The 24,595-nt window shown below is 67.3% G+C and carries 34 protein-coding genes; 30 read left to right on the forward strand and 4 right to left on the reverse strand.

Going from position 1 to position 24,595, the window contains the following annotated elements; translation table 11 throughout:
- Positions 1 to 32 precede the first annotated feature (32 nt).
- From rplV to truA, 26 genes are all read left to right on the forward strand, one after another.
- Entirely contained in the window at positions 33 to 380 is a 348-nt protein-coding gene (gene rplV, locus ACZ7IB_RS06890; RefSeq protein ID WP_004571827.1) for a 50S ribosomal protein L22, read from the forward strand.
- On the forward strand, positions 380 to 1,216 hold the full coding sequence (gene rpsC / locus ACZ7IB_RS06895) for a 30S ribosomal protein S3 (RefSeq protein ID WP_037688007.1): 837 nt from the start codon (positions 380 to 382) through the stop codon (positions 1,214 to 1,216). Before rplV ends, rpsC begins: the two co-directional genes overlap by 1 nt.
- A gap of 5 nt (positions 1,217 to 1,221) precedes the next feature.
- A complete protein-coding gene (gene rplP, locus ACZ7IB_RS06900) occupies positions 1,222 to 1,641 on the forward strand; it encodes a 50S ribosomal protein L16 (RefSeq protein ID WP_014047785.1) in 420 nt (139 codons plus the stop codon).
- On the forward strand, positions 1,641 to 1,865 hold the full coding sequence (gene rpmC, locus ACZ7IB_RS06905) for a 50S ribosomal protein L29 (RefSeq protein ID WP_124716937.1): 225 nt from the start codon (positions 1,641 to 1,643) through the stop codon (positions 1,863 to 1,865). Before rplP ends, rpmC begins: the two co-directional genes overlap by 1 nt.
- The gene (gene rpsQ / locus ACZ7IB_RS06910) at positions 1,865 to 2,149 is read left to right on the forward strand and encodes a 30S ribosomal protein S17 (protein WP_030977953.1); all 285 of its coding nucleotides are present in this window, start codon (positions 1,865 to 1,867) and stop codon (positions 2,147 to 2,149) included. Before rpmC ends, rpsQ begins: the two co-directional genes overlap by 1 nt.
- Before the next feature lie 107 nt (positions 2,150 to 2,256).
- Positions 2,257 to 2,625 carry a 50S ribosomal protein L14 gene (gene rplN, locus ACZ7IB_RS06915; RefSeq protein ID WP_003966950.1) on the forward strand — a complete coding sequence of 123 codons (369 nt, stop codon included), beginning with the start codon at positions 2,257 to 2,259 and terminating at the stop codon, positions 2,623 to 2,625.
- Between the two features lie 2 nt (positions 2,626 to 2,627).
- The gene (gene rplX, locus ACZ7IB_RS06920) at positions 2,628 to 2,951 is read left to right on the forward strand and encodes a 50S ribosomal protein L24 (protein ID WP_003966949.1); all 324 of its coding nucleotides are present in this window, start codon (positions 2,628 to 2,630) and stop codon (positions 2,949 to 2,951) included.
- Positions 2,951 to 3,508: a 50S ribosomal protein L5 gene (gene rplE / locus ACZ7IB_RS06925; RefSeq protein ID WP_093897251.1), complete on the forward strand. Its 558-nt coding sequence runs from the start codon at positions 2,951 to 2,953 to the stop codon at positions 3,506 to 3,508. The genes rplX and rplE overlap by 1 nt, the downstream gene beginning before the upstream one ends.
- Before the next feature lie 2 nt (positions 3,509 to 3,510).
- Complete coding sequence (locus ACZ7IB_RS06930; protein WP_003948630.1) at positions 3,511 to 3,696, forward strand: type Z 30S ribosomal protein S14; 186 nt, start codon at positions 3,511 to 3,513, stop codon at positions 3,694 to 3,696.
- 224 nt (positions 3,697 to 3,920) lie between these two features.
- Positions 3,921 to 4,319, forward strand: coding sequence for a 30S ribosomal protein S8 (rpsH, locus tag ACZ7IB_RS06935; protein ID WP_124716936.1), 399 nt, complete (start codon positions 3,921 to 3,923; stop codon positions 4,317 to 4,319).
- A gap of 21 nt (positions 4,320 to 4,340) precedes the next feature.
- Positions 4,341 to 4,880 (forward strand): 50S ribosomal protein L6, encoded by a 540-nt coding sequence (gene rplF, locus ACZ7IB_RS06940; protein WP_124716935.1) that lies wholly within the window; start codon positions 4,341 to 4,343, stop codon positions 4,878 to 4,880.
- Positions 4,881 to 4,882: 2 nt separating this feature from the next.
- On the forward strand, positions 4,883 to 5,266 hold the full coding sequence (rplR, locus tag ACZ7IB_RS06945) for a 50S ribosomal protein L18 (protein WP_093540756.1): 384 nt from the start codon (positions 4,883 to 4,885) through the stop codon (positions 5,264 to 5,266).
- Positions 5,267 to 5,313: 47 nt separating this feature from the next.
- Complete coding sequence (gene rpsE, locus ACZ7IB_RS06950; RefSeq protein ID WP_030914151.1) at positions 5,314 to 5,919, forward strand: 30S ribosomal protein S5; 606 nt, start codon at positions 5,314 to 5,316, stop codon at positions 5,917 to 5,919.
- Positions 5,919 to 6,101: a 50S ribosomal protein L30 gene (gene rpmD, locus ACZ7IB_RS06955; RefSeq protein WP_018550611.1), complete on the forward strand. Its 183-nt coding sequence runs from the start codon at positions 5,919 to 5,921 to the stop codon at positions 6,099 to 6,101. Before rpsE ends, rpmD begins: the two co-directional genes overlap by 1 nt.
- Position 6,102: 1 nt before the next feature.
- Positions 6,103 to 6,558: a 50S ribosomal protein L15 gene (rplO, locus tag ACZ7IB_RS06960; protein WP_018550610.1), complete on the forward strand. Its 456-nt coding sequence runs from the start codon at positions 6,103 to 6,105 to the stop codon at positions 6,556 to 6,558.
- A gap of 215 nt (positions 6,559 to 6,773) precedes the next feature.
- Complete coding sequence (gene secY, locus ACZ7IB_RS06965) at positions 6,774 to 8,093, forward strand: preprotein translocase subunit SecY (protein ID WP_093540755.1); 1,320 nt, start codon at positions 6,774 to 6,776, stop codon at positions 8,091 to 8,093.
- Positions 8,093 to 8,749, forward strand: coding sequence for an adenylate kinase (locus tag ACZ7IB_RS06970; RefSeq protein WP_470909829.1), 657 nt, complete (start codon positions 8,093 to 8,095; stop codon positions 8,747 to 8,749). Before secY ends, ACZ7IB_RS06970 begins: the two co-directional genes overlap by 1 nt.
- A gap of 133 nt (positions 8,750 to 8,882) precedes the next feature.
- Positions 8,883 to 9,719, forward strand: a complete 837-nt coding sequence (gene map / locus ACZ7IB_RS06975; RefSeq protein WP_327273498.1) for a type I methionyl aminopeptidase — start codon at positions 8,883 to 8,885, stop codon at positions 9,717 to 9,719.
- 444 nt (positions 9,720 to 10,163) lie between these two features.
- Complete coding sequence (infA, locus tag ACZ7IB_RS06980) at positions 10,164 to 10,385, forward strand: translation initiation factor IF-1 (protein ID WP_003956442.1); 222 nt, start codon at positions 10,164 to 10,166, stop codon at positions 10,383 to 10,385.
- A 60-nt stretch (positions 10,386 to 10,445) separates the two neighbouring features.
- Positions 10,446 to 10,559, forward strand: a complete 114-nt coding sequence (gene rpmJ, locus ACZ7IB_RS06985) for a 50S ribosomal protein L36 (RefSeq protein WP_003956441.1) — start codon at positions 10,446 to 10,448, stop codon at positions 10,557 to 10,559.
- Between the two features lie 194 nt (positions 10,560 to 10,753).
- Complete coding sequence (rpsM, locus tag ACZ7IB_RS06990; RefSeq protein ID WP_018519286.1) at positions 10,754 to 11,134, forward strand: 30S ribosomal protein S13; 381 nt, start codon at positions 10,754 to 10,756, stop codon at positions 11,132 to 11,134.
- A 105-nt stretch (positions 11,135 to 11,239) separates the two neighbouring features.
- Positions 11,240 to 11,644, forward strand: coding sequence for a 30S ribosomal protein S11 (rpsK, locus tag ACZ7IB_RS06995; protein ID WP_003956432.1), 405 nt, complete (start codon positions 11,240 to 11,242; stop codon positions 11,642 to 11,644).
- A gap of 31 nt (positions 11,645 to 11,675) precedes the next feature.
- On the forward strand, positions 11,676 to 12,302 hold the full coding sequence (rpsD, locus tag ACZ7IB_RS07000; RefSeq protein WP_093897256.1) for a 30S ribosomal protein S4: 627 nt from the start codon (positions 11,676 to 11,678) through the stop codon (positions 12,300 to 12,302).
- A gap of 107 nt (positions 12,303 to 12,409) precedes the next feature.
- Positions 12,410 to 13,432: a DNA-directed RNA polymerase subunit alpha gene (locus tag ACZ7IB_RS07005; RefSeq protein WP_024755423.1), complete on the forward strand. Its 1,023-nt coding sequence runs from the start codon at positions 12,410 to 12,412 to the stop codon at positions 13,430 to 13,432.
- Between the two features lie 285 nt (positions 13,433 to 13,717).
- Positions 13,718 to 14,221 carry a 50S ribosomal protein L17 gene (rplQ, locus tag ACZ7IB_RS07010; RefSeq protein ID WP_470909833.1) on the forward strand — a complete coding sequence of 168 codons (504 nt, stop codon included), beginning with the start codon at positions 13,718 to 13,720 and terminating at the stop codon, positions 14,219 to 14,221.
- An 87-nt stretch (positions 14,222 to 14,308) separates the two neighbouring features.
- Positions 14,309 to 15,163 (forward strand): tRNA pseudouridine(38-40) synthase TruA, encoded by an 855-nt coding sequence (truA, locus tag ACZ7IB_RS07015; RefSeq protein ID WP_470909835.1) that lies wholly within the window; start codon positions 14,309 to 14,311, stop codon positions 15,161 to 15,163.
- A 22-nt stretch (positions 15,164 to 15,185) separates the two neighbouring features.
- On the opposite strand, the gene ACZ7IB_RS07020 is transcribed toward truA, so the two are convergent.
- Entirely contained in the window at positions 15,186 to 17,081 is a 1,896-nt protein-coding gene (locus ACZ7IB_RS07020) for a hypothetical protein (RefSeq protein WP_470909837.1), read from the reverse strand.
- Between the two features lie 17 nt (positions 17,082 to 17,098).
- The gene (locus ACZ7IB_RS07025) at positions 17,099 to 17,950 is read right to left on the reverse strand and encodes a hypothetical protein (protein WP_470909839.1); all 852 of its coding nucleotides are present in this window, start codon (positions 17,948 to 17,950) and stop codon (positions 17,099 to 17,101) included.
- A 58-nt stretch (positions 17,951 to 18,008) separates the two neighbouring features.
- On the opposite strand from ACZ7IB_RS07025, the gene ACZ7IB_RS07030 reads away from it, so the two are divergent.
- The 4 genes from ACZ7IB_RS07030 (at position 18,009) to glmM (ending at position 22,467) form a co-directional block, all read left to right on the forward strand.
- Positions 18,009 to 19,637, forward strand: coding sequence for an ABC-F family ATP-binding cassette domain-containing protein (locus ACZ7IB_RS07030; RefSeq protein WP_470910435.1), 1,629 nt, complete (start codon positions 18,009 to 18,011; stop codon positions 19,635 to 19,637).
- A 227-nt stretch (positions 19,638 to 19,864) separates the two neighbouring features.
- Complete coding sequence (rplM, locus tag ACZ7IB_RS07035) at positions 19,865 to 20,308, forward strand: 50S ribosomal protein L13 (RefSeq protein ID WP_072486702.1); 444 nt, start codon at positions 19,865 to 19,867, stop codon at positions 20,306 to 20,308.
- A 44-nt stretch (positions 20,309 to 20,352) separates the two neighbouring features.
- Positions 20,353 to 20,880, forward strand: a complete 528-nt coding sequence (rpsI, locus tag ACZ7IB_RS07040; RefSeq protein WP_030914197.1) for a 30S ribosomal protein S9 — start codon at positions 20,353 to 20,355, stop codon at positions 20,878 to 20,880.
- A 228-nt stretch (positions 20,881 to 21,108) separates the two neighbouring features.
- Entirely contained in the window at positions 21,109 to 22,467 is a 1,359-nt protein-coding gene (gene glmM, locus ACZ7IB_RS07045; protein WP_470909842.1) for a phosphoglucosamine mutase, read from the forward strand.
- 147 nt (positions 22,468 to 22,614) lie between these two features.
- Here the strand turns inward: glmM and ACZ7IB_RS07050 are convergent, their stop codons facing one another.
- Positions 22,615 to 23,571 (reverse strand): DUF389 domain-containing protein, encoded by a 957-nt coding sequence (locus ACZ7IB_RS07050; RefSeq protein WP_470909844.1) that lies wholly within the window; start codon positions 23,569 to 23,571, stop codon positions 22,615 to 22,617.
- A 27-nt stretch (positions 23,572 to 23,598) separates the two neighbouring features.
- Entirely contained in the window at positions 23,599 to 24,594 is a 996-nt protein-coding gene (gene coaA, locus ACZ7IB_RS07055; protein WP_327273490.1) for a type I pantothenate kinase, read from the reverse strand.
- Between the last annotated feature and the right edge of the window lies 1 nt (position 24,595).

The raw sequence follows: 24,595 nt of genomic DNA on the forward strand, positions 1-24,595 counted from the left end.
AAACGACTATGACTTACACCGAAGGGACAACCATGGAAGCCAGGGCCCAGGCGCGGTACATCCGCGTCACGCCCATGAAGGCCCGCCGCGTGGTGGACCTCATCCGTGGCATGGACGCCACGGAGGCTCAGGCGGTCCTGCGTTTCGCCCCGCAGGCCGCGAGCGTGCCGGTTGGCAAGGTGCTGGACAGCGCCATTGCCAACGCTGCACACAACTACGACCACACCGACGCCTCTTCGCTGGTCATCAGCGAGGCGTACGTGGACGAGGGCCCGACCCTGAAGCGGTTCCGTCCGCGTGCTCAGGGCCGTGCCTACCGGATCCGTAAGCGGACCAGCCACATCACCGTGGTCGTCAGCAGCAAGGAAGGAACCCGGTAATGGGCCAGAAGGTAAACCCGCACGGGTTCCGGCTCGGCATCACCACGGACTTCAAGTCCCGTTGGTACGCCGACAAGCTGTACAAGGACTACGTCAAGGAAGACGTTGCCATTCGTCGCATGATGACGAAGGGCATGGAGCGAGCCGGTATCTCGAAGGTTGAGATCGAGCGCACCCGCGACCGCGTCCGCGTTGACATCCACACCGCCCGCCCGGGCATCGTCATCGGTCGCCGTGGCGCCGAGGCCGACCGCATCCGTGGCGAGCTGGAGAAGCTGACCGGCAAGCAGGTCCAGCTGAACATCCTCGAGGTCAAGAACCCCGAGGTGGACGCTCAGCTGGTGGCCCAGGCCGTCGCCGAGCAGCTCTCCTCCCGCGTCTCCTTCCGTCGTGCGATGCGTAAGAGCATGCAGAGCTCGATGAAGGCCGGCGCCAAGGGCATCAAGATCCAGTGCGGTGGCCGCCTCGGCGGCGCCGAGATGTCCCGCTCGGAGTTCTACCGCGAGGGCCGTGTGCCCCTGCACACGCTCCGCGCGAACGTCGACTACGGCTTCTTCGAGGCCAAGACGACCTTCGGCCGCATCGGTGTGAAGGTCTGGATCTACAAGGGCGATGTCAAGAACATCGCCGAGGTCCGCGCCGAGAACGCTGCTGCCCGCGCAGGCAACCGCCCGGCCCGTGGCGGCGCTGACCGCCCGGCCGGCCGTGGTGGCCGCGGTGGCGAGCGTGGCGGTCGCGGTCGCAAGCCGCAGCAGTCCGCGCCGGCAGCCGAGGCCCCCAAGGCCGACGCTCCCGCCGCCGCTGCTCCGGCTGAGAGCACCGGAACGGAGGCCTGACCGAAATGCTGATCCCCCGTAGGGTCAAGCACCGCAAGCAGCACCACCCGAAGCGCAGCGGTATGTCCAAGGGTGGCACGCAGGTTGCGTTCGGCGAGTACGGCATCCAGGCGCTGACCCCGGCGTACGTGACGAACCGCCAGATCGAGGCAGCTCGTATCGCGATGACCCGCCACATCAAGCGTGGCGGCAAGGTCTGGATCAACATCTACCCGGACCGCCCCCTGACGAAGAAGCCTGCCGAGACCCGCATGGGTTCCGGTAAGGGTTCTCCCGAGTGGTGGATCGCGAACGTCAAGCCGGGTCGGGTGATGTTCGAGCTGTCCTACCCGAACGAGAAGATTGCTCGTGAGGCGCTTACCCGCGCTGCTCACAAGCTTCCGATGAAGTGCCGGATCGTTCGGCGCGAGGCAGGTGAGTCGTGATGTCGGCCGGTACCAAGGCGTCCGAGCTGCGCGAACTGGGCGGCGAGGAGCTCCTCAACAAGCTCCGCGAGGCCAAGGAAGAGCTGTTCAACCTCCGCTTCCAGGCGGCGACCGGGCAGCTCGAGAACCACGGTCGGCTCAAGTCCGTCCGTAAGGACATCGCCCGGATCTACACCCTGATGCGCGAGCGCGAGCTGGGCATCGAGACGGTGGAGAGCGCCTGATGAGCGAGAAGACTGTGACTGAGACGAACACCGACCGCGGTTTCCGCAAGACCCGTGAGGGTCTGGTCGTCAGCGACAAGATGGACAAGACCGTCGTCGTCGCTGTCGAGGACCGTGTCAAGCACGCGCTGTACGGCAAGGTCATCCGCCGTACGAACAAGCTCAAGGCGCACGACGAGCAGAACGCCGCAGGCGTCGGCGACCGCGTCCTCCTGATGGAGACCCGGCCGCTGTCCGCCACGAAGCGGTGGCGCGTCGTCGAGATCCTCGAGAAGGCCAAGTAATTCCTGAGGGGCATTCCCCTCAGGCAGGTTCCGCCAGGCTCGGTGGGGGTCCGCTCCGGTAACGGAGCGGCCCCCGCCGGGAACCGGCAGACGATCAGGAGATAGACGTGATCCAGCAGGAGTCGCGACTTCGCGTCGCCGACAACACGGGTGCGAAGGAAATCCTCACCATCCGTGTTCTCGGTGGTTCGGGTCGCCGCTACGCGGGCATCGGTGACGTCATCGTCGCCACCGTCAAGGACGCGATCCCCGGTGGCAACGTGAAGAAGGGTGACGTCGTCAAGGCCGTCATCGTTCGCACCGTCAAGGAGCGTCGTCGTCAGGATGGCTCGTACATCCGCTTCGACGAGAACGCCGCCGTCATTCTGAAGAACGACGGCGACCCCCGCGGCACCCGTATCTTCGGCCCGGTGGGCCGTGAGCTGCGCGAGAAGAAGTTCATGAAGATCATCTCGCTCGCGCCGGAGGTGCTGTAAGCATGAAGATCAAGAAGGGCGACCTGGTTCAGGTCATCACCGGTAAGGACAAGGGCAAGCAGGGCAAGGTCATCGTGGCCTACCCCGCTCAGGACCGCGTCCTCGTCGAGGGTGTCAACCGGGTCAAGAAGCACACCAAGGCCGGTCAGACCGCTCGCGGTTCGCAGACCGGTGGCATCGTCACGACCGAGGCCCCCATCCACGTGAGCAACGTTCAGCTTGTCGTGGAGAAGGACGGCAACAAGGTCGTCACGCGCGTCGGTTACCGCTTCGACGACGAAGGCAACAAGATCCGCGTTGCCAAGCGGACGGGTGAGGACATCTGATGGCTACCACCACCACTCCGCGTCTGAAGACGAAGTACCGCGAGGAAATCGCCGGCAAGCTGCGTGAGGAGTTCTCGTTCGAGAACGTCATGCAGATCCCCGGCCTGGTCAAGATCGTGGTCAACATGGGTGTGGGCGACGCCGCCCGCGACTCCAAGCTGATCGATGGCGCCGTGCGCGACCTCACCACGATCACCGGCCAGAAGCCGGCTGTCACCAAGGCCCGCAAGTCCATCGCGCAGTTCAAGCTGCGCGAGGGTCAGCCGATCGGCTGCCACGTCACCCTTCGTGGCGACCGGATGTGGGAGTTCCTGGACCGTACGCTGTCGCTCGCGCTGCCGCGTATCCGTGACTTCCGTGGCCTGTCGCCGAAGCAGTTCGACGGCCGTGGCAACTACACCTTCGGTCTCACGGAGCAGGTCATGTTCCACGAGATCGACCAGGACAAGATCGACCGGGTCCGGGGCATGGACATCACCGTGGTCACCACGGCGACCAATGACGACGAGGGTCGTGCCCTCCTTCGTCACCTCGGCTTCCCGTTCAAGGAGAACTGACCGTGGCGAAGAAGGCTCTGATCGCTAAGGCCGCCCGTAAGCCGAAGTTCGGCGTTCGCGGGTACACCCGCTGCCAGCGCTGCGGCCGGCCCCACTCCGTCTACCGCAAGTTCGGCCTGTGCCGCGTGTGCCTTCGTGAGATGGCTCACCGTGGCGAGCTGCCGGGCGTGACCAAGAGCTCCTGGTAAATCTCCTTCGCCCTTTGGGCGTTGGGATTACCCGGAGACTCTCGGTAAGCATCTGGTCGGCAGGAGCCCCTCCTTTCATGCCGTAGGCTTGAAGGGTTGGGCGCCTGTCGCCCAAGACCGACTTACTACGCCGTAGGTCCCCGCACCGCACCCGTCCTGCCTCTGAGTGGGGAGAGGGATGGCGCATACAGGAAACCCCGGCGAGAGAGGCCGAAGGCCAACTCATGACCATGACTGATCCCATCGCAGACATGCTCACGCGTCTGCGTAACGCGAACTCGGCGTACCACGACGATGTCGCGATGCCGCACAGCAAGATCAAGTCGCACATCGCGGAGATCCTCCAGCAGGAGGGCTTCATCACCGGCTGGAAGGTCGAGGACGCCGAGGTTGGTAAGAACCTCATCCTCGAGCTGAAGTTCGGCCCGAACCGCGAGCGCTCGATCGCCGGCATCAAGCGAATCTCGAAGCCGGGTCTGCGTGTATACGCAAAGTCCACCAACCTGCCGAAGGTCCTCGGCGGCCTGGGCGTGGCGATCATCTCCACGTCCCACGGTCTCCTGACCGGCCAGCAGGCCAGCAAGAAGGGCGTAGGTGGGGAAGTCCTCGCCTACGTCTGGTAGTCGGGAACGGAGGAATAGCTCATGTCGCGAATCGGCAAGCTCCCCATCCAGGTTCCCGCCGGTGTGGACGTCACCATCGATGGCCGCACGGTCGCAGTGAAGGGCCCCAAGGGCACCCTCTCGCACACCGTCGCGTCGCCGATCGAGGTCACCAAGGGTGAGGACGGCGTTCTGAACGTCGCCCGCCCGAACGACGAGCGTCAGAACAAGGCCCTTCACGGCCTGTCCCGCACGCTGGTGGCGAACATGATCACCGGTGTGACCCAGGGATACACCAAGGCGCTCGAGATCAGTGGTGTCGGTTACCGCGTCCAGGCGAAGGGCTCCAACCTGGAGTTCGCCCTGGGCTACAGCCACCCGATCCTGATCGAGGCCCCGGAGGGCATCACCTTCAAGGTGGAGTCCCCCACGAAGTTCTCCGTCGAGGGCATCGACAAGCAGAAGGTCGGCGAGACCGCGGCCAAGATCCGCAAGCTGCGGAAGCCTGACCCGTACAAGGCCAAGGGCGTCAAGTACGCCGGCGAGGTCATCCGCCGCAAGGTCGGAAAGGCTGGTAAGTAGCCATGGCATACGGCGTGAAGATCGCCAAGGGCGACGCCTACAAGCGTGCCGCCCTCAAGCGTCGCCACATCCGCGTCCGCAAGCACATCTCCGGTTCGCCGGAGCGTCCGCGCTTGGTCGTGACGCGGTCCAACCGCCACATGGTGGCTCAGGTCATCGACGACATCGCGGGCCACACGCTCGCGTCGGCGTCGACCCTGGACGTCTCCATCCGTGGTGGCGAGGGCGACAAGAGCACCCAGGCCAAGCAGGTCGGCGCCCTGGTCGCTGAGCGTGCCAAGGCCGCAGGCGTCGAGGCCGTCGTGTTTGACCGCGGTGGTAACCAGTACGCCGGGCGGATTGCCGCTCTGGCTGACGCCGCCCGTGAAGCCGGGCTGAAGTTCTAAGCCCCGGTTCCTACGCACAGCGGACGTAACAGAGAGAGGTAAATCCAATGGCTGGACCCCAGCGCCGCGGAAGCGGTGCCGGTGGCGGCGAGCGGCGGGACCGGAAGGGCCGTGACGGCGGCGCAGCTGCCGCCGAGAAGACCGCGTACGTTGAGCGCGTTGTCGCGATCAACCGCGTCGCCAAGGTTGTGAAGGGTGGTCGTCGCTTCAGCTTCACCGCGCTGGTCGTGGTGGGCGATGGTGACGGCACCGTCGGTGTCGGCTACGGCAAGGCCAAGGAAGTTCCCGCGGCCATTGCCAAGGGCGTGGAAGAAGCCAAGAAGAACTTCTTCAAGGTTCCGCGTATCCAGGGCACCATTCCTCACCCGATCCAGGGCGAGAAGGCTGCGGGCGTCGTCCTGCTGAAGCCTGCTTCCCCCGGTACCGGTGTTATCGCCGGTGGCCCGGTGCGCGCCGTTCTGGAGTGCGCCGGCGTTCACGACATCCTGTCGAAGTCGCTCGGCTCCGACAACGCGATCAACATCGTGCACGCGACCGTGGCGGCCCTCAAGGGCCTGCAGCGTCCCGAGGAGATCGCGGCTCGCCGTGGTCTGCCCCTCGAGGACGTCGCCCCCGCGGCTCTGCTTCGTGCACGTGCGGGAGCGGGTGCGTAATGGCTCGCCTCAAGATCACGCAGACGAAGTCGTACATCGGTAGCAAGCAGAACCACCGCGACACCCTTCGTTCGCTCGGGCTCAAGCGCCTGCACGACGTGGTTGTCAAGGAGGACCGCCCCGAGTTCCGCGGAATGGTGCACACCGTCCGCCACCTCGTGACGGTTGAGGAGGTCGACTGACATGGCGGAGAACAAGCCGCTGAAGGCCCATGACCTCCGGCCCGCCCCGGGCGCCAAGACCGCCAAGACCCGTGTGGGTCGTGGTGAGGCGTCCAAGGGTAAGACCGCCGGTCGTGGCACCAAGGGCACCAAGGCCCGTTACCAGGTTCCGGAGCGCTTCGAGGGTGGGCAGATGCCCCTCCACATGCGTCTCCCGAAGCTCAAGGGCTTCAAGAACCCGTTCCGCACCGAGTACCAGGTCGTGAACCTGGACAAGCTCGCGACGCTCTACCCCGAGGGTGGAGAGGTCACCGTGGCCGACCTGGTCGCCAAGGGTGCGGTGCGCAACAACCACCTCGTCAAGGTCCTCGGACAGGGCGAGATCTCCGTGGCACTGCAGGTTTCGGTTGACGCCGTCTCCGGCTCCGCCAAGGAGAAGATTGCCGCCGCCGGCGGCACCGTCACCGAGCTCGTCTGAGACAACTCGATGGCCTGAACATCCGACCGGGGATGCCTCTTATTTGAGGCATCCCCGGTTGGTCGTTCCTAGGTGGGCATGGTCGCCGGTAAGGTGGCGTGCATTGTTGTGTGGTAACCCCCTGGGCGCCTGCCCGGGGACCTTTGACTGTTACGTATTCGTCGATCCTCAAGACCGTCACCTCTACGCATTGCGCGGGGGTCGCAGGAGGCACCGTGCTCACCGCGTTCGCCCGGGCGTTCAAGACGCCCGACCTGCGCAAGAAGCTGCTCTTCACGCTCGGCATCATCGTGCTCTACCGGCTCGGGGCACACATCCCGGTACCGGGAGTGAGCTACGAGAACGTCCAGACCTGTGTTGATCAGGCCAGCAAGGGCAACAACAGCCTCTTCGGCCTGGTGAACATGTTCAGCGGTGGTGCACTGCTGCAGATCACGATCTTCGCGCTCGGCATCATGCCGTACATCACGGCCAGCATCATTCTTCAGCTGTTGACCGTGGTGATTCCCCGACTCGAGGCGCTCAAGAAGGAGGGGCAGTCCGGGCAGGCGAAGATCACGCAGTACACGCGTTATCTGACCGTCGCGCTCGCCATCCTCCAGGGCACCGGCCTGGTGGCCACCGCCACCAGTGGCGCGCTGTTCAGCGGCTGCCCGGTCGCCGACCAGATCGTGCCGAACCAGTCGATCTTCACGACCATCGTCATGGTGATCACGATGACCGCGGGTACCGCGGCCGTCATGTGGCTCGGTGAGCTCATCACCGACCGCGGCATCGGCAACGGCATGTCGATCCTGATGTTCATCTCGATCGCCGCCAGCTTCCCCGGCGCCCTCTGGGCCATCAAGACCAGCGGCAAGCTGGCGGACGGATGGATCGAGTTCGGCACCGTCATCCTGATCGGCTTCGTGATGGTGGGCCTCGTCGTCTTCGTCGAGCAGGCCCAGCGCCGTATCCCGGTGCAGTACGCGAAGCGCATGATCGGCCGCAGGTCGTACGGCGGTACGTCGACGTACATTCCGCTGAAGGTGAATCAGGCGGGTGTGATTCCCGTCATCTTCGCTTCTTCGCTGCTCTACATCCCGGCCCTGATCGTCCAGTTCTCCAACTCCACTGCGGGCTGGGCGACCTGGATCAAGGACAACTTCGTCAAGGGCGACCATCCGTACTACATCACGGCGTACTTCCTGTTGATCGTCTTCTTCGCCTTCTTCTATGTGGCGATTTCGTTCAACCCCGAGGAAGTCGCCGACAACATGAAGAAGTATGGTGGCTTCATCCCGGGTATCCGGGCTGGTCGACCTACTGCCGAGTACCTGAGCTACGTGCTCAACAGGATCACTTGGCCGGGCTCGCTGTACCTGGGTCTGATCGCTCTCGTGCCGACGATGGCGTTGGCAGGCTTCGGCGGCGCCAACGCGAACTTCCCGTTCGGCGGGACAAGCATCCTCATCATCGTGGGTGTGGGTCTGGAGACCGTGAAGCAGATTGAGAGTCAGCTCCAGCAGCGCAATTACGAAGGGTTCCTCCGCTGATGCGAATCGTCCTCGTCGGGCCGCCCGGTGCCGGCAAGGGAACGCAGGCTGCGTACCTTGCCAAGAACCTGTCGATTCCGCAGATCTCCACGGGCGATCTCTTCCGTGCCAACATCAGCCAGGGCACCGACCTTGGCAAGCAGGCCCGCGCCTTCATGGACGCGGGGCAGTTGGTACCGGACGAGGTCACCATCGGGATGGCCAAGGACCGCATGTCCCAGCCGGACGCCGAGAACGGCTTCCTGCTGGACGGCTTCCCGCGCAATGTGGGTCAGGCCGAGGCTCTTGACGCCATGCTCAAGGACGAGGGCACCAAGCTGGACGCGGTCCTGGACCTGGAGGTCCCCGAGGACGAGGTGGTCAAGCGCATCGCCGGCCGCCGGATCTGCCGGAACGACGGCTCGCACGTCTTCCACGTGACGTACAACCCGCCGAAGACCGAGGGCGTCTGCGACACCTGCGGCGGCGAGCTGTACCAGCGCGACGACGACACCGAGGACACGGTTCGTACTCGGCTGGAGGTCTACCACACGCAGACCGAGCCGATCATCGACTACTACAGGGCCCAGAACCTGGTGGTCACCATCTCCGCGCTCGGCAAGGTCACCGATGTGACCGAGCGGGCGATGGAGGCTCTCAAGTCCGCCGAGGACTGAGAGAAAACCCGCAGTACTTGTGCAGTCGGCCGCGGCGTCCATGGGCGCCGCGGCCGACTGTTTGCGCCGTATCGTTGAGTACGGCCGCACCCGTCACCGTTCTATGCAGTCCGACGCAGAGAGGCGCCGCGCAATGGTGCAGATCAAGACCCCCGAGCAGATCGCGAAGATGCGTGAGGCGGGGCTGGTGGTCGCTGCCATTCACGCGGCCACCCGCGAAGCGGCGGTCCCCGGCGCCACCACGCTGGACCTGGACCAGGTCGCCCGCAAGGTGATCGCCGATCACGGCGCGAAGTCGAACTTCCTCGGGTACGGCGGGTTCCCCGCGACCATCTGCACCTCGGTCAATGAGGTCGTCGTCCATGGCATTCCGGACGACAAGACCGTCCTCAAGGACGGCGACATCATCTCCATCGACGCCGGCGCGATCGTCGACGGCTGGCACGGCGACGCCGCATACACGGCCTTCGTCGGCACCGGTCACGCTCCGGAGCTGATCGAGCTCTCCCGGGTCACCGAGGAGTCCATGTGGGCCGGTATCGCCGCGATGAAGGTGAACAACCGCCTCGTCGACATCTCGAAGGCGATCGAGTCCTACATCCGCCGCCAGCCCCGCCCCGCCACCGGCAAGTACGGGATCATCGAGGACTACGGCGGCCACGGCATCGGTACCGAGATGCACATGGACCCGCACCTGCTGAACTATGTCGCCCGCAAGCGCGGCAAGGGCATCAAGCTCGTGCCCGGCGTCTGCCTGGCCATCGAGCCGATGGTCTCGCTCGGTACGGCGCAGACCGAGGTGCTCCAGGACGACTGGACCGTGATCACGACGGACGGCACGTGGTCCTCCCACTGGGAGCACTCGATCGCCCTCACCGAGCAGGGCCCGCTGGTCCTGACGGCCCCCGACTGCGGCAAGGCGAAGCTGGCCCAGTACGGGATCGAGGCCGCACCGGATCCACTGGGCTGATCATTCGCCCGGCTGACGGAGTCTGCTGCAGCCGGCCGAAGCTTGTGAGGCGCCCCGGCGCCGAGCCCGCGAGGGCTGCGTGAGGGAGGGGCCGGGATCGAGGCGGCGCCGGACCCTTCCCCAAGGTCCTAAGGACCAGGGGAGGCCCCATCGGCTGACGGAGTGCGCCGCAGCCGGCCGAGGCTTGTGAGGCGCCCCGGCGCCGAGCCCGCGAGGGCTGCGTGAGGGAGGGGCCGGGATCGAGGCGGCGCCGGACCCTCCCCATAGGCCGATTTGACCCCCTTGTGGAGGTCTAAGGATCTCCCGTGGTGGGCAAACTTGACGGATTCGTCTTTTGGAGTCCGCTGACGTAGACTGACTCGTCGGCTCTCGTGCATCCGTGTGTCCACATGTCCACATGCGATTCCGAAAGCCGATCAAGGTAGCCGATTCGAAAGGCGAAGCGTGGCCAAGAAGCAAGGTGCCATCGAAATTGAGGGCACCGTGATCGAGTCCCTCCCGAACGCCATGTTCAAGGTGGAACTCCAGAACGGTCACAAGGTCCTCGCGCACATCAGCGGCAAGATGCGGATGCACTACATCCGAATCCTTCCGGATGACCGGGTCGTCGTGGAGCTCTCTCCGTACGACCTGACGCGTGGCCGGATCGTCTACCGCTACAAGTAGATCTTGCCCGCACCCCGCTTCGGCGTGGTGATGGCACTGACCCGGAGAACCTGACATCCCATGAAGGTCAAGCCGAGCGTCAAGAAGATCTGCGACAAGTGCAAGGTGATCCGCCGTCACGGTCGGGTCATGGTCATCTGCGACAACCTGCGCCACAAGCAGCGCCAGGGCTGACGCACGACCCCCTGCATCTCGCAGCACTTCGCGCGACGCACGTAATACGTACATACGCAGAGTCCGTCCAAGCTTCGGCTGACGACACCTCCGGCGGGGGCCGGGGACCCGGGCGTACCACCTCTCGCCACGAGAGGTCGGCGATCGGGAGTGGCACTGCGGAAGACCCCCGAAATAACAACTGGAGCCATTGAATGGCACGCGTTTCAGGTGTTGACATCCCGCGCGAAAAGCGCGTGGAGGTTGCCCTCACCTACGTCTTCGGTATCGGGCGCACCCGGTCCAAGGAGATTCTCGCCACCACTGGCGTGAACCCCAACACCCGCGTTCGTGACCTGGCCGAAGAGGACCTGGTCAAGATCCGCGAGTACGTGGACGCCAACCTCCGCACCGAGGGTGACCTTCGTCGCGAGATCCAGGCCGACATCCGCCGCAAGGTCGAGATCGGCTGCTACCAGGGCCTGCGTCACCGCCGCGGCCTGCCGGTCCACGGCCAGCGCACCAGCACGAACGCTCGTACCCGCAAGGGCCCGCGTCGCGCGATCGCCGGTAAGAAGAAGCCGGGCAAGAAGTAGTCCTCAGCGGACGCACTGCGGCCGTCCGGGCCACCGGCCATCCGCAGCAACCAGCGGTCTTCGCTGTAGGACCGATCACCTCCCCTCTCCATCTGGAGTCAAGACATGCCCCCCAAGGGTCGTCAGGGCGCAGCCAAGAAGGTGCGTCGCAAGGAAAAGAAGAACGTCGCTCACGGCCACGCGCACATCAAGAGCACGTTCAACAACACGATCGTCTCGATCACGGACCCCTCGGGCAACGTGATCTCCTGGGCCTCCGCCGGCCACGTCGGCTTCAAGGGCTCGCGCAAGTCCACCCCCTTCGCCGCGCAGATGGCCGCCGAGTCGGCCGCCCGCCGCGCGCAGGAGCACGGCATGCGCAAGGTTGACGTCTTCGTCAAGGGTCCGGGCTCCGGCCGCGAGACCGCGATCCGTTCGCTCCAGGCCACCGGCCTGGAGGTCGGTTCGATCCAGGACGTCACCCCCACTCCGCACAACGGATGCCGGCCGCCCAAGCGTCGCCGCGTCTGATTCCGTCTGAAGCAACGGAGACAACTGGAAAATGGCGCGATACACCGGGGCCGACTGCAAGCGTTGCCGTCGGGAGAAGCAGAAGCTGTTCCTCAAGGGCAGCAAGTGCGAGAGCGCGAAGTGCCCGATCGAGATCCGTCCTTACCCCCCGGGTGAGCACGGACGCGGGCGCACCAAGGACAGTGAGTACCTTCTTCAGCTTCGTGAGAAGCAGAAGTGCTCGCGGATCTACGGTGTTCTTGAACGACAGTTCGTGAACTACTACAAGGAAGCGAACCAGAAGACCGGCAAGACCGGTGAGAACCTTCTGCGCATCCTTGAGACCCGCCTCGACAACGTGGTCTACCGGGCAGGCTTCGCCAAGTCCCGCGACCACGCCCGTCAGCTGGTGCGTCACGGACACATCGCCGTGAACGGCACGAAGACCGACATTCCGTCGGCCCGCGTAGCTGTGAACGACGTCATCGAGGTTCGCCAGAAGTCCAAGGCCCTGACCCCCTTCCAGGTGGCCCAGGCCGAGGCCGGCGAGCGCACCGTTCCGGCGTGGCTCGAAGCCGTGCCGTCGACGATGCGGATCCTCGTGCACTCCCTGCCCGAGCGCCAGGTGATCGACACCCAGGTGCAGGAGCAGCTGATCGTCGAGCTCTACTCCAAGTAGTAGCTCGTGGGTCCGGGCGGTACGACTCTTTCGGGTCGTGCCGCCCGTACCCTTGTCAGTATCTGGGGGCGTCAAATAGTGGGCGCCCACGACTGAAGGAACACAACATGCTTATCGCTCAGCGTCCGTCGCTGACCGAAGAGGTCGTTGACGAGTTCCGCTCCCGGTTCGTCATCGAGCCGCTGGAGCCGGGCTTCGGCTACACCCTCGGCAACTCTCTTCGCCGTACGCTCCTCTCCTCGATCCCCGGCGCTGCTGTCACCAGCATCCGGATCGACGGTGTCCTGCACGAGTTCACCACCGTGCCGGGCGTCAAGGAGGACGTCACCGACCTCATCCTCAACATCAAGCAGCTGGTCGTCTCCTCGGAGCACGACGAGCCGGTCGTGATGTACCTGCGCAAGCAGGGTCCCGGCCTGGTCACCGCTGCTGACATCGCCCCGCCGGCCGGTGTCGAGGTCCACAACCCGGACCTGGTCCTCGCCACGCTGAACGGCAAGGGCAAGCTGGAGATGGAGCTGACCGTCGAGCGCGGTCGCGGCTACGTCTCCGCCGTCCAGAACAAGCAGGCGGGCCAGGAGATCGGCCGTATCCCGGTCGACTCCATCTACTCGCCGGTGCTCAAGGTCACGTACAAGGTCGAGGCGACCCGTGTCGAGCAGCGCACCGACTTCGACAAGCTGATCGTCGACGTCGAGACCAAGCAGGCCATGCGTCCCCGTGACGCCATGGCTTCGGCCGGTAAGACCCTGGTCGAGCTGTTCGGTCTGGCGCGCGAGCTCAACATCGACGCTGAGGGCATCGACATGGGCCCGTCCCCGACGGACGCCGCTCTCGCTGCCGATCTGGCGCTGCCGATCGAGGAGCTCGAGCTCACGGTTCGTTCGTACAACTGCCTCAAGCGTGAGGGCATCCACTCCGTGGGTGAGCTCGTGGCTCGTTCCGAGGCCGACCTGCTCGACATCCGCAACTTCGGTGCGAAGTCGATCGACGAGGTCAAGGCGAAGCTGGCCGGTATGGGCCTGGCGCTCAAGGACAGCCCGCCCGGATTCGACCCGACGGCCGCGGCCGACGCGTTCGGCGCCGACGACGACGCGGACGCCGGTTTCGTGGAGACCGAGCAGTACTGAAACGCCTCCGGCTGGGGTGCTCGGGTTTTGTCGGGTGCCCCGGACCGGAGTGAGGCTTTGTCCTCAATCGCCGGACGGGCTTGAGTTTGGCTCGGGCGTGAGGCTTTGTCCTCAATCGCCGGACGGGCTTGAGTTTGGCTCGGGCGTGAGGCTTTGTCCTCAAACGCCGGACGGGCTTGAGTTTGGCTCTTGCCTGTTCGGATCTGATCTTCCGTGTGGCGTCCGCTGCACGGGAACTGACACCGGTACCTGATACGGCCGGTGCAGCACACAAGGAGAAAAACCATGCCGAAGCCCGCCAAGGGTGCCCGTCTGGGCGGCAGCGCTGCGCACGAGAAGCTTCTTCTCATCAACCTCGCGAAGGCGCTGTTCGAGCACGGCCGCATCACCACGACCGAGGCCAAGGCCCGCCGCCTGCGTCCGGTCGCCGAGCGTTTCATCACCAAGGCGAAGAAGGGCGACATCCACAACCGTCGCCTGGTGCTGCAGTCGATCACGGACAAGGGCATCGTGCACACGCTCTTCACCGAGATCGCCCCGCGGTACGAGAACCGCCCCGGTGGTTACACCCGCATCACCAAGATCGGCAACCGTCGTGGCGACAACGCCCCGATGGCGGTCATCGAGCTGGTCGAGGCGCTGACCGTGGCCCAGCAGGCCACCGGTGAGGCCGAGGCCGCCACGAAGCGTGCGGTCAAGGAAGACGCCCTCAAGAAGGACGAGGCTCCGGCCGAGGTCGTCGAGGACGCCAAGCCGGCCGAGGCCGACGCGGAGTCCAAGGACGCCTGAGCGTTCTGAGACCACTGGACGGGCCCGCATCACCCTTCGGGGCGGTGCGGGCCCGTTCCGTATGTACTGGCAGAAAAGGATCCTTCGGTGAGTGACGAGGTAGAGCCCGGCTTCGTACGGGTGCGGCTGGACCTGGCGTACGACGGCAAGGACTTCTCCGGCTGGGCCAAGCAGACCGGCAGGCGGACCGTCCAGGGGGAGATCGAGGATGCGCTGCGGACCGTGACGCGGTCCTCGCGGACGTACGACCTGACCGTCGCCGGGCGCACCGATGCCGGGGTGCATGCCCGGGGCCAGGTCGCCCATGTCGATCTGCCGGACGAGGTGTGGGCCGAACACGCGGACAAGCTGCTGCGGCGGATGGCCGGACGGATGGCGCCCGATGTACGGATCTGGCGGATCGCGGAGGCTCCGGCCGGGTTCAATGCCCGGTTCTCGGCGCTGTGGCGTCGTTATGCGTACCGTGTCGCCGATCGTCCCGGTGGGGTGGATCCGCTGTTGCGCGGTCATGTGCTGTGGCACGACCGGCCGTTGGACGTCGACGCCATGAACGAGGCGGCGGCCCGGATGGTCGGGGAGCACGACTTCGCGGCGTACTGCAAGAAGCGCGAGGGTGCGACGACCATCCGTACGCTGCAGAAGCTGAGTTGGGTACGGGACGAGGCGTCCGGGATCATGACGGCGACCGTGCAGGCCGATGCGTTCTGCCACAACATGGTGCGGGCGCTGATCGGGGCGGCGCTGTTCGTCGGGGACGGGCGCCGCCCGGCCGAGTGGCCCGCGCAGGTGCTGGCGGCGCGGCTGCGGGATCCCGGTGTGCATGTGGTGCGTCCGCACGGGCTGACGCTGGAGGAAGTGGCTTACCCGGCCGACGAGTTGCTGGCCGCCCGCTCCAAGGAGGCGCGCAACATGCGCACGCTTCCCGGGGGCGGCTGCTGCTGAGAGCCGCGGGCGGGATTCCCGTTCACTCGGGGGCCGGTGCCGCTCCGCCGGCGGCCCGGCGCCGCTGTCGCCAGGCGCCCGTCAGCCGGGCCGCCACATACAGGGCCGAGATCGTGACCACCGTCGCGCCGACCGGGCTGCCGTCGGAACCCAGCCAGCCGCGGACCGCGGACGCCGTGAACAGCAGCAGGGCCAGGACGCGGACCAGCCACCAGCGTGGTGAGCGGGGCTCGTGGCTGTCCGGGGGCGAGGGATGTTCGCCGTCCTCGGCGGTCATCGTGGACCGCATGCCGGCCAGCAGGCCGCGGCGGGTGAGGACCCGGGCGTCGGGGTGGGTGTCGAGGACTTCCGGGCGATCGCCGAAGCCCGGGGGCAGCGGGGGCAGGGACAGGGCTGCCAGCAGGTCGGACTGGTGGCGGGGCGGGTTGCCCGTGGAGCGGAGGATGTGGGTCAGCGGGCGGGGGTCGGCGAGGGCGAAGGCGCGGGACAGGGCTTCGGCCGTGGCGGTGACCGTGGCGTGGTCGGGGGCCGGGGACGTGGCGTTCCACTCGTGGGTGGCCAGGGGCCTGCCCTTGAGGAACAGGGTGAGCCCGCAGCGCTCGGGCATGCGGCGCAGGACCAGCGTGGGCCACTTCTCGCCGGTGGTGAAGTTGTCGGCCGCCGTGGTCAGCGGGTCCTCCGTGGAGAGGACCGAGCGTTTGGCGGGCCGGGCTTCCGGGACGGCCTCGACGTAGGTGTGCGTGGCGGTGGCCGGGGCGGTGCGGAGCGAGACGCCGCACATCAGTGCCGCCTGTGCCACGTCCGCCGGGCGGGCCGCGGCTATCGCGACCGCGCACGGAGCGCCCGGCGTCCAGACGGGGGTCGTGCGGGGCTGCGGGGGACGGCCGAAGAACGGGGTCCGCGTCGCCACTTGGATACGGACGCCCGAGCGGGTCTCCAGGAACTCCTGGCGCGGGTCGTCGCCGAAGTACCCCCAGGGGTACTTGGTGGCATGGGCGCCGATACTGCGGAACGCGTCCAGCGCTTCGTCCCAGCGCTCCGTACGCAGCAGCATCAGGGCCAGGTGGTTGCGGAAGCCGGCCGCCTCGTGGCTGCCCGGTTCGTACGCGGCCGAGAGGTCCAGTGCGCGGGCGACCGCCGCCGCGACGCGGGGCGCGTACGGGTCGGGGCCGGCGGGTGTGCCGGGGGAGGGGGACACGACCACGTACTCCAGCGCCGCGGACAGCGGCAGCGCGTGCAGCTTCGAACCGGGCGGGGCCGTATCGGCCGCGCTCTCGGCGAAGCCGAACATCTCCTCGTGCGAACCCCACCACTTCGCGCACAGGTACTGCAGGGCCGCGGCATGGCATCCGTAGTGGTGCGGGTCGCGCGCCAGAGCCTGCGCCCAGTACTCGTCGAAGACATCGCGCGGGGCCTGGCTGCCTCTGGCGTGGGTCAGGGCGATGCGCCACGGCACGGGGTCGGCGGGGTTGAGCTCGGCCGCCCTGCCGATCACCGGGGCCGCGTCCTCCAGCAGCGCGAAGAAGGCCCGGAGCTGCTCGCGCGAGACATGCTTGGCACGTTCTGCCGTACGGATCTCCCAGGCCCGGTCGATACAGAGGTCCGCCCGGACCAGAGCCGCGTCCGGGTCCTCGGGGGATCCGGCCAGCCAGGCGTCCAGCCAGCCGGGGTTGTGCAGGGCGGCCTCGGCGAGACGGGACACGTAACCGTCCCTCAGCTCCCACTGGGTGTGCTCACGGGTCGCGGCGAGCAGTTCGCGAGCGGGGCCGTGGTCGCCCTCCGTGGCCGAGGTCAGGGCGGTACGGAGTGCGGCGTCCGGGGCGTCGACGACCACGGCCTCGTCCAGCGGCAGGTCGGCGCCGATGGCCGCACTGTGGCGCAGCACCCGGGGCAGGGTGAGAAGGAACGGAAGACGCACGCGATCCCCCGGGCGGGTCAGCCGGCGGGTGCGGTGGCCGCGGCCGAGGCCTGGAGCTCGCCGCGGTGGCGGATCTGACGGAATGTGAAGTTCGTCAGGTCGTCCCCGGTGGCGTAGGCGTTCTTGTCGGCCGTGGTGACGTTCTTGCCGCTGGTGTACCCGGTGAAGGCGAAGTAGGCATAGCGGCCGTAGGAGTTGGCGGTACGGCGGCACACCGATCCGGCGGGGCAGAAGGCCGGGACACCCGCGCCGCTCAGGGGGGCGATGCTGCCGCCGGCCTGCTGGGCCGCCCTCCTGGCCTGCGCCTCCGTTCCGAAGACCGCGAGGCCGACGGTGACGGCGACGCCGTCCCTGCTGTACGTGGCCCGGATGACCTGGTCGCAGCCGTTCTTGACGAGGACCGAGCCGAGTGCGCCCTTGGTGGTCGCGGCGCAGCTCTTCGTCTGCTGGGTAGCGCCCTTGACGTAGACGCGGTCGCCCATCGTCAGCTTTTTGCCGGGGAAGAACGCGTCGACGGTGATCGGCGCCCGGTCCTTCTTGACGTCGGATATGTAGTCCTTCGGGTCCGGCGGGGGCGGCGGTGCCACCGAGGAGAAGGACGGCTCGGGCTCGGCGGTGCTGCTCGGCAGGTCGGTCGGCGCCGGGAGCTCGCTCGCGTTCTTGCCGGTGCCGGTGGAGCCGTGGTTGCTGGTCGAGACGACCGCCGTCGCCACGATCGCGCCGACCACCGCGGTGGCGAGCACGCCGCCGCCGATCAGCAGCCACTTCTTGCGGCGGCTGCGTGCGGCGGACTCGTCGGCCAGCGCTGCCCAGTCCGGAGTCTGTGTGCCCTCGGGCCCCCAGGAGGGCCCCCCTTGCCCAAAGCTCATGCGGCGAATCCTAGACGGAACATAAACCGGTTGGGCCAGGGCTTCGCGGCCCGTGACAATGCTGTGCATGGGACATCTTGAAGCAGGCCATCTGGAGTACTACCTACCGGACGGGCGGGTGCTGCTCGGCGATGCTTCGTTCCGGGTCGCGGACGGGGCCGTGGTCGCCCTCGTGGGGGCGAACGGCGCCGGAAAGACCACGTTGCTGAGGCTGCTCGCCGGGGAGCTCCAGCCGCACGGCGGGTCCGTGTCGGTGAGCGGCGGGCTCGGGGTGATGCAGCAGTTCGTGGGCTCCGTGCGGGACGACCGTACGGTCCGGGATCTGCTGGTCTCCGTCGCCCAGCCCCGTATCCGGGAAGCGGCTCTGGCGGTCGACAAGGCCGAGGAGCTGATCCTCACCGTCGACGACGAGGCCGCGCAGATGGCGTACGCGCAGGCCCTGAGCGACTGGGCGGAGGCCCGTGGGTACGAGGCCGAGACGGTGTGGGACATGTGCACCATGGCCGCGCTCGGTGTCCCGTACGAGAAGGCGCAGTGGCGCGAGCTGCGCACGCTGTCCGGCGGTGAGCAGAAGCGGCTGGTGCTGGAGGCGCTGCTGCGCGGGCCCGACGAGGTGCTGCTGCTCGACGAGCCGGACAACTACCTCGACGTGCCCGGCAAGCGGTGGCTGGAGGGGAAGCTCAAGGAGACCCGTAAGACGGTCCTCTTCGTCTCGCACGACCGGGAGCTGCTGTCCCGGGCCGCGGAGAAGATCGTCAGCGTCGAGCCGAGCCCGGCGGGCAGCGACGTGTGGGTGCACGGCGCCGGTTTCGATACGTACCACCAGGCCCGCAAGGACCGGTTCGCGCGGTTCGAGGAGCTGCTGCGTCGCTGGGAGGAGGAGCACGCCCGGCTGAAGGCGCTGGTCCACCGGCTTCGGCAGCAGGCGGCGATCAGCCCCGACATGGCGTCGCGCTACCGGGCCATGCAGACCCGCTTCAAGAAGTTCGAGGACGCGGGACCCCCGCCGGAGCCGCCGCGCGAGCAGGACATCAAGATGCGGCTGCGCGGTGGCCGGACCGGCGTACGGGCGGTGACCTGCAAGGGGCTGGAGCTGACCGGGCTCATGAAGCCGTTCGACCTGGAGATCTTCTACGGGGAGCGGGTCGCCGTCCTCGGCTCGAACGGCTCCGGGAAGTCGCATTTCCTGCGGCTGCTCGCGGGCGAGCCGGTGGCGCACACGGGGGAGTGGAAGCTCGGGGCGCGCGTCGTACCGGGTCACTTCGCGCAGACGCACGCCCATCCGGAGCTGCTGGGCCACACGCTCGTCGAGATCCTGTGGACCGAGCACGCCAAGGACCGCGGCGGGGCGATGTCCGTGCTGCGCCGGTACGAGCTCGAGCGGCAGGGGGACCAGCCCTTCGAGAAGCTGTCCGGCGGGCAGCAGGCGCGGTTCCAGATCCTGCTGCTGGAGCTGGCGGGGACCACTGCGCTGCTGCTGGACGAGCCGACGGACAACCTGGACCTGGAGTCGGCGGAGGCGCTGCAGGACGGTCTCGAGGCGTACGACGGGACCGTGATGGCCGTCACGCACGACCGGTGGTTCGCGAAGTCGTTCGACCGCTACCTGGTGTTCGGGTCGGACGGGGTGGTGCGGGAGAGCGCGGAGCCGGTCTGGGACGAGCGCAGGGTCGAGCGGAAGCGGTAGGGCCGGCGCGTTTTGACCCGTCCCGGGCGGGGCGGGTACTGTCGGGGGTTGTTATACGTATCGGCTTCGTCGTTCTCACGCGAAGAGCCCTTACGTAGGTTCTCTGGAGCAGTTACCAGTGGCTCGCATACGGACAGCGTTCCCGGCATTGTGGGCCCCAGCTGCATGATCGCTTCAGGGGTGCCATGTGTCTGGACCTCATCCACTGAAGAAGCGAAGGCTACGAAGTGCGTACGTACAGCCCCAAGCCCGGCGATGTGACGCGCCAGTGGCACATCATTGACGCGCAGGACATCGTCCTGGGTCGTCTGGCCACCACGGCTGCGAACCTCCTCCGCGGCAAGCACAAGGCGATTTACGCCCCCCACATGGACATGGGCGACTTCGTCATCATCATCAACGCCGAGAAGGTTCACCTCTCCGGCAACAAGAAGACCCAGAAGATGGCGTACCGCCACTCCGGGTTCCCGGGTGGTCTCCGCTCCGTCCGTTACGACGAGCTGCTCGCCAAGAGCCCCGAGAAGGCTGTCGAGAAGGCCATCAAGGGCATGATCCCCAAGAACAGCCTGGGCCGTCAGATGCTCTCGAAGCTCAAGGTCTACGCGGGCGACCAGCACCCGCACGCTGCTCAGCAGCCGGTCCCGTTCGAGATCACCCAGGTCGCGCAGTAGTTCCGGCCTCCCCCTAAGACCAAAAGAAAGATCTGAGGAGAATCGTGGCCGAGACCACTGTTGAGAACCCCGTCGAGGGCACCGAGGGCGAAGAGGTCTTCGCCGAGGTGACCACCTTCGAGTCCGAGGTTCCCGTCGAGGGCGAGTACACCAGCGAGTCGCTGGCTTCCCGCTTCGGCGACCCGCAGCCCGCCGCCGGCCTTGGCCGTCGGAAGAACGCCATCGCCCGCGTCCGGATCGTTCCGGGCACCGGCAAGTGGAAGATCAACGGTCGCACCCTTGAGGACTACTTCCCCAACAAGGTGCACCAGCAGGAAGTCAACGAGCCCTTCAAGGTGCTCGAGCTCGACAACCGCTACGACGTCATCGCCCGCATCTCGGGTGGCGGCGTCTCGGGTCAGGCCGGCGCCCTGCGCCTCGGTGTGGCCCGTGCGCTGAACGAGGCGGACGTGGACAACAACCGCGCCCCGCTGAAGAAGGCCGGCTTCCTCTCCCGCGACGACCGTGCGGTCGAGCGCAAGAAGGCCGGTCTCAAGAAGGCCCGCAAGGCCCCGCAGTACAGCAAGCGCTAAACCGCCTGCTCGTTTGCTTTACACGTTCGCCCCGGCGGCACACCTCGTGCTGCCGGGGCGTTCGTCTATCGGCACCCTCGGGCGTATAACGGCATAAGACGTTCATACGCTCGCATACGCAGCGTTGTGTTGCGCTGCCCGGCGACGGACGCGCCGCATCGTGTTGCTGCGTTGCGTCGGTTTGCTTTGGTTTGGTTTGCGGTTTCGGAGCATTTTCGGAGGACACCAGTGGGACGACTCTTCGGCACGGACGGTGTGCGCGGTGTCGCCAATGCGGATCTGACGGCTGAGCTGGCGCTCGGCCTCTCGGTCGCTGCGGCGCATGTGCTTGCCGAGGCGGGCACCTTTGAAGGGCATCGGCCGACAGCCGTGGTGGGACGCGACCCACGTGCGTCCGGAGAGTTCCTGGAGGCCGCCGTCGTGGCAGGCCTCGCCAGTGCGGGCGTGGACGTCCTGCGGGTCGGTGTGCTGCCCACCCCTGCGGTGGCGTACCTCACCGGCGCGCTGGGCGCCGACCTCGGTGTGATGCTCTCCGCCAGCCACAACGCCATGCCGGACAACGGTGTCAAGTTCTTCGCCCGTGGCGGTCACAAGCTCGCCGACGAGCTGGAGGACCGGATCGAGACGGTCTACGAGCAGCACCGCACCGGTGAGCCCTGGGCGCGTCCGACGGGCGCCGGGGTGGGCCGGGTCACCGACTACGCCGAGGGCTTCGACCGGTACGTCGCCCATCTCATCGCCGTCCTTCCGAACCGGCTCGACGGGCTGAAGGTCGTCCTCGACGAGGCACACGGCGCGGCCTCCCGGGTCTCGCCCGAGGCCTTCGCGCGGGCCGGCGCCGAGGTGATCACGATCGGTGCCGATCCGGACGGTCTGAACATCAACGACGGCTGCGGCTCCACCCACCTGGATCTGCTGAAGGCCGCAGTCGTCGAGCACGGCGCCGACCTCGGCATCGCGCACGACGGCGACGCCGACCGCTGCCTCGCCGTGGACGCCACGGGCGCGGAGGTCGACGGCGACCAGATCCTGGCCGTGCTCGCCCTCGCCATGCGCGAGGCCGGGCAGTTGCGCAAGGACACCGTGGTCGGCACGGTCATGTCCAACCTCGGCTTCAAGATCGCGATGGAGCGGGAGGGCATCCAGCTCGTCCAGACCGCCGTCGGCGACCGTTACGTACTGGAGTCGATGAGGGCCGAGGGCTACGCGCTGGGCGGCGAGCAGTCCGGTCATGTCATCGTCCTGGACCACGCCACGACCGGCGACGGCACGCTGACCGGCCTGATGCTGGCGGCCCGGGTCGCGGCCACCGGCCGTACGCTCGCCGAGCTGGCCGGGGTCATGCAGCGGCTGCCCCAGCTGCTGATCAACGTCCCCGACGTCGACAAGTCCCGGGTCGGGACCTCCCCGGAGCTGGCCGCGGCGGTCGCCGAGGCCGAGCGCGAGCTGGGCTCCGCCGGGCGCGTACTGCTGCGTCAGTCGGGCACGGAGCCGCTGGTACGGGTCATGGTCGAGGCGGCCGACATCGACCAGGCGCGGGCGGTCGCCGAGCGGCTGGCCGATGTGGTGAAGTCCGCACTCGGTTAGTCCGGGCCCGGCCGGCCTGTAGTCGGCTGGGCCGGGCTCGGTTGTCGGGGCTCGACCGGGCCGGAGTCGGCTGGTGCGGGCTCGGCAGGTCCCGGCTCGGCGGGACCGTTCGTCGGACGGGTCCGGTTGTGTCGGCCGTGCCGCTCGCTATTCGCCGGACGGGCTCGCAACATGGCCCGTCCGGCGGCGATGCGCCGCCCACAGGGCCTTCTGGACCAGCAGCGTCAACGTTCCCGCGACCACGATCCCGCCGAGGTTCGCCAGCAGCTGGGCCGTTGAGCCCGACATCTGGCTGTAGTCGCTGTAGCTGAATGCCACCGCGGCATTGGCCGCGGCCGGCACGGTGGTCACCGAGATGGCGACCCCGATCAGCGCGCCGGACTTCGCCGAGGTGAGCGAGAGCGTCCCGGCGATCCCGGCCAGGAACGCCACCACGAACGACATCGCGTCCGGCTTCCAGATGAACGCAGTGTTGGGCCGGGCCGCCCCGATCATCGAGCGGTTGAACAGCCCGAAGGCGTCCATCAGCCAGGCGAACCCGGCGGTCAGTATCATCGCGACGGCGAAGCCGCAGATCAGCGCCACCAGCGACCGCCACACCAGTCGCGGAGCGCGCTGCACCAGGGCCGTGGAGATCCCGGCCAGCGGCCCGAACTCCGGACCGACCGCCATCGCGCCCACGATCAGGATCGCGTTGTCGAGCATCACACCGCAGGCGGCGAGCATCGTCGCGACCGCGAGGAATGCCACATAGGTGACGCTGAACGTCGACTCCTCGTGGGTCGCCTCCGTCAGCTCCTCCCACAGCACCGCGTCCGCGCCCTCGCCCGGCGCCTCCTCCTCGGCCCTGTCGGCATGCGCGGAGAGAGTCAGGTCCATGTTCTCGACGGTGATCGAACCGGACTTGTCGATACCGAGCCTGCGCAGCGCGCCGATCAGCTCGTCGCCCGCCTCGCGGGCCACATCGCACAGCACCACGTCGCCCGCCGGGTCACGGGCGACCCCGGACATCACAACGAGATGCGTCGTACCGACGGTGCTCTCCAGCAGGTGCACCACCTCGTCCGTACGGTCGGCGGGGACGATCAGGCGCAGATGCAGCACGCGGCCACTCCCAGGAGGCTCGGAGGATCAGAGTTTGCGCAGGGACAGCCGCTGGACCTTGTGGTCCGGCCCCTTGCGCAGCACCAGAGTGGCACGGCCCCGGGTGGGCGCGACATTCTCCACCAGGTTGGGCTTGTTGATGGTCCGCCACATCGTCGCCGCGTACTCCATGGCCTCCTCCTCGGAGACCTGGGTGTACTTGCGGAAGTACGAGAACGGGTTCTGGAACGCCGTCTCGCGCAGTTTCCGGAACCGGTTGAGATACCAGGTCTCGATGTCCTCGGTCCGCGCGTCCACGTACACACTGAAGTCGAAGTAGTCGGCGAGCCCGACCCTGGTCCGCCCGTCCTTGCCGGGCAGCGCGGGCTGAAGCACGTTGAGCCCCTCGACGATCAGGATGTCGGGGCGGCGTACGGTGAGCCGCTCGCCCGGCACGATGTCGTAGATCAGATGCGAGTAGACGGGCGCCGTCACCTCGTCCTTGCCGGCCTTGATATCGGCGACGAAGCGGGTCAGGGCGCGCCGGTCGTACGACTCGGGGAACCCCTTGCGCGACATCAGCCCGCGCGACTGGAGCTCCTTCATAGGCAGCAGGAACCCGTCCGTGGTGACGAGCTCCACCCGGGGATGCTCGGGCCAGCGGGCCAGCAGCGCCTGGAGGATACGGGCGCTGGTGGACTTGCCCACCGCGACGCTGCCCGCGACCCCTATGACGAACGGCGTGCCCCGCTGCGCACCGTGCCCGTTGCCTGCATCCCCGAGGAAGGTGTTCAGGGCGCCGCGCAGGCCCGAGGTGGCCTGGACATAGAGGTTGAGGAGCCGGGAGAGCGGCAGATAGACGTCCCGTACCTCGTCGAGGTCGATGACGTCGCCCAGTCCGCGCAGCTGCTCCACCTCGTCGGCGGTCAGCGGCAGCGGAGTCTTGTCGCGCAGGGCGCTCCACTCGGCGCGGGACAGGTCGACGTACGGCGTCGACGCGTGCTCGGTGCGTCGGTGGGTGCTCCGTGGCGGCGAAGTGATCACG

The sequence above is a fragment of the Streptomyces sp. NPDC037301 genome (assembly GCF_055602785.1).

What these genes read in the sequence shown, in the direction of transcription:
- rplX (WP_003966949.1), top strand. Translation starts at nt 2,628, where the DNA reads ATGAAGATCAAGAAGGGCGACCTGGTTCAGGTCATCACCGGTAAGGAC.
- rpsK (WP_003956432.1), top strand. Translation starts at nt 11,240, where the DNA reads ATGCCCCCCAAGGGTCGTCAGGGCGCAGCCAAGAAGGTGCGTCGCAAG.
- ACZ7IB_RS07025 (WP_470909839.1), bottom strand. Translation starts at nt 17,950, where the DNA reads ATGAGCTTTGGGCAAGGGGGGCCCTCCTGGGGGCCCGAGGGCACACAG.
- rplE (WP_093897251.1), top strand. Translation starts at nt 2,951, where the DNA reads ATGGCTACCACCACCACTCCGCGTCTGAAGACGAAGTACCGCGAGGAA.
- ACZ7IB_RS07005 (WP_024755423.1), top strand. Translation starts at nt 12,410, where the DNA reads ATGCTTATCGCTCAGCGTCCGTCGCTGACCGAAGAGGTCGTTGACGAG.
- rpsQ (WP_030977953.1), top strand. Translation starts at nt 1,865, where the DNA reads ATGAGCGAGAAGACTGTGACTGAGACGAACACCGACCGCGGTTTCCGC.
- rpmD (WP_018550611.1), top strand. Translation starts at nt 5,919, where the DNA reads ATGGCTCGCCTCAAGATCACGCAGACGAAGTCGTACATCGGTAGCAAG.
- rpsM (WP_018519286.1), top strand. Translation starts at nt 10,754, where the DNA reads ATGGCACGCGTTTCAGGTGTTGACATCCCGCGCGAAAAGCGCGTGGAG.
- rpsC (WP_037688007.1), top strand. Translation starts at nt 380, where the DNA reads ATGGGCCAGAAGGTAAACCCGCACGGGTTCCGGCTCGGCATCACCACG.
- rplR (WP_093540756.1), top strand. Translation starts at nt 4,883, where the DNA reads ATGGCATACGGCGTGAAGATCGCCAAGGGCGACGCCTACAAGCGTGCC.
- rplF (WP_124716935.1), top strand. Translation starts at nt 4,341, where the DNA reads ATGTCGCGAATCGGCAAGCTCCCCATCCAGGTTCCCGCCGGTGTGGAC.
- rplP (WP_014047785.1), top strand. Translation starts at nt 1,222, where the DNA reads ATGCTGATCCCCCGTAGGGTCAAGCACCGCAAGCAGCACCACCCGAAG.
- rpmJ (WP_003956441.1), top strand. Translation starts at nt 10,446, where the DNA reads ATGAAGGTCAAGCCGAGCGTCAAGAAGATCTGCGACAAGTGCAAGGTG.
- rpsD (WP_093897256.1), top strand. Translation starts at nt 11,676, where the DNA reads ATGGCGCGATACACCGGGGCCGACTGCAAGCGTTGCCGTCGGGAGAAG.
- map (WP_327273498.1), top strand. Translation starts at nt 8,883, where the DNA reads ATGGTGCAGATCAAGACCCCCGAGCAGATCGCGAAGATGCGTGAGGCG.
- ACZ7IB_RS06970 (WP_470909829.1), top strand. Translation starts at nt 8,093, where the DNA reads ATGCGAATCGTCCTCGTCGGGCCGCCCGGTGCCGGCAAGGGAACGCAG.
- rplV (WP_004571827.1), top strand. Translation starts at nt 33, where the DNA reads ATGGAAGCCAGGGCCCAGGCGCGGTACATCCGCGTCACGCCCATGAAG.
- rpsE (WP_030914151.1), top strand. Translation starts at nt 5,314, where the DNA reads ATGGCTGGACCCCAGCGCCGCGGAAGCGGTGCCGGTGGCGGCGAGCGG.
- rpsH (WP_124716936.1), top strand. Translation starts at nt 3,921, where the DNA reads ATGACCATGACTGATCCCATCGCAGACATGCTCACGCGTCTGCGTAAC.
- ACZ7IB_RS07030 (WP_470910435.1), top strand. Translation starts at nt 18,009, where the DNA reads ATGCTGTGCATGGGACATCTTGAAGCAGGCCATCTGGAGTACTACCTA.
- rplO (WP_018550610.1), top strand. Translation starts at nt 6,103, where the DNA reads ATGGCGGAGAACAAGCCGCTGAAGGCCCATGACCTCCGGCCCGCCCCG.
- rplQ (WP_470909833.1), top strand. Translation starts at nt 13,718, where the DNA reads ATGCCGAAGCCCGCCAAGGGTGCCCGTCTGGGCGGCAGCGCTGCGCAC.
- rpmC (WP_124716937.1), top strand. Translation starts at nt 1,641, where the DNA reads ATGTCGGCCGGTACCAAGGCGTCCGAGCTGCGCGAACTGGGCGGCGAG.